General features: G+C 74.9%; 2 pseudogenes. One reads left to right on the top strand and one right to left on the bottom strand.

Going from position 1 to position 891, the window contains the following annotated elements:
• Positions 1-233 (bottom strand): annotated as a pseudogene (locus tag OZN99_RS32555) (hypothetical protein); the annotation flags it as partial.
• A gap of 137 nt (positions 234-370) precedes the next feature.
• On the opposite strand from OZN99_RS32555, the pseudogene OZN99_RS32550 reads away from it, so the two are divergent.
• Positions 371-891 (top strand): annotated as a pseudogene (locus tag OZN99_RS32550) (heparinase); the annotation flags it as partial.

The raw sequence follows: 891 nt of genomic DNA, 5'->3' as shown, positions 1-891 counted from the left end.
CCGGCAGGCGCCGGCATGGGCGGCGGCGCCGGCGGCGCGCGGCCGCCCGCCGCATCCAGGATGCGCTGCATGATGTCCTGCTGGGACGCGCCGGGCAGCTGCGGCAGGGGCATCCCGTTCGGCAGGGTGGACGGCAGCGGTGGTGGCAGCAGCGCGGGCGCGCCCAGGCTTGGCAGGGTCGGGGCCGGGCCCGGCTGCGCCGCCGCCAGGGCGGGCAGCAGCGTGAGCAGCAAGGCAATCGGGCTGAGGGCTCTCAACCTTAACACGAATTAGCACCGAGGAATTAACGACTGAGTGTAGCATAGGCATGCAAGTCATGTCCGACCAAGTCTCATCTCAGGTTCCGACAGCCGGCCTGGTTGCATCAGGGTTGCGGCATACAGCCCAGCGCCTCGCCCTGCGGCTCGATGTCGCCTCCAGGTTGGGGCTGCGCCCCGTGGTGCTGCGACTGGCCGACCTCGCGCTGCGCCGTGCGGGCGTGATCCAGCTGCGTCTGGCCGCGCAGGCAACGCCGGCCGGTCCGTTCCTGCCGCCTTTCGCACCGCCCCTGCCCGCGCCCCTGGCCGCGCCCCTGGCCGTGGATGCCGCCGACCGCATCCATGCCGCCGTCGCGGCCCTGCCGGAGGCGCCGGACTGGCATGGCAGCTTCGATCCCGCCGCGCCGGCCCTGTCGCTCCTGCTGCACCGCGGTGGTGGCGCCCGCCCGGTGTGGGAGGCGAGCCGGCTGGCCGCGCTGCCGCTGCTGGCCCAGGCTTCCCGGCTCGATCCCGCGGGCGATCACCTGGCCCGGGCGGAGGCGCTGCTGGCAGCGTGGTGCCGCGCCAACCCGCCCTTCCGCGGCGTCGCCTGGGCCTGCGGGCAGGAGGCGGCGCTGCGCGCCCTGAATCTCGC

It is taken from the genome of Falsiroseomonas oryzae, from assembly GCF_027856955.1.
Lineage (GTDB): Bacteria > Pseudomonadota > Alphaproteobacteria > Acetobacterales > Acetobacteraceae > Falsiroseomonas > Falsiroseomonas oryzae.
This window is presented reverse-complemented; position numbering and strand designations above follow the sequence as displayed.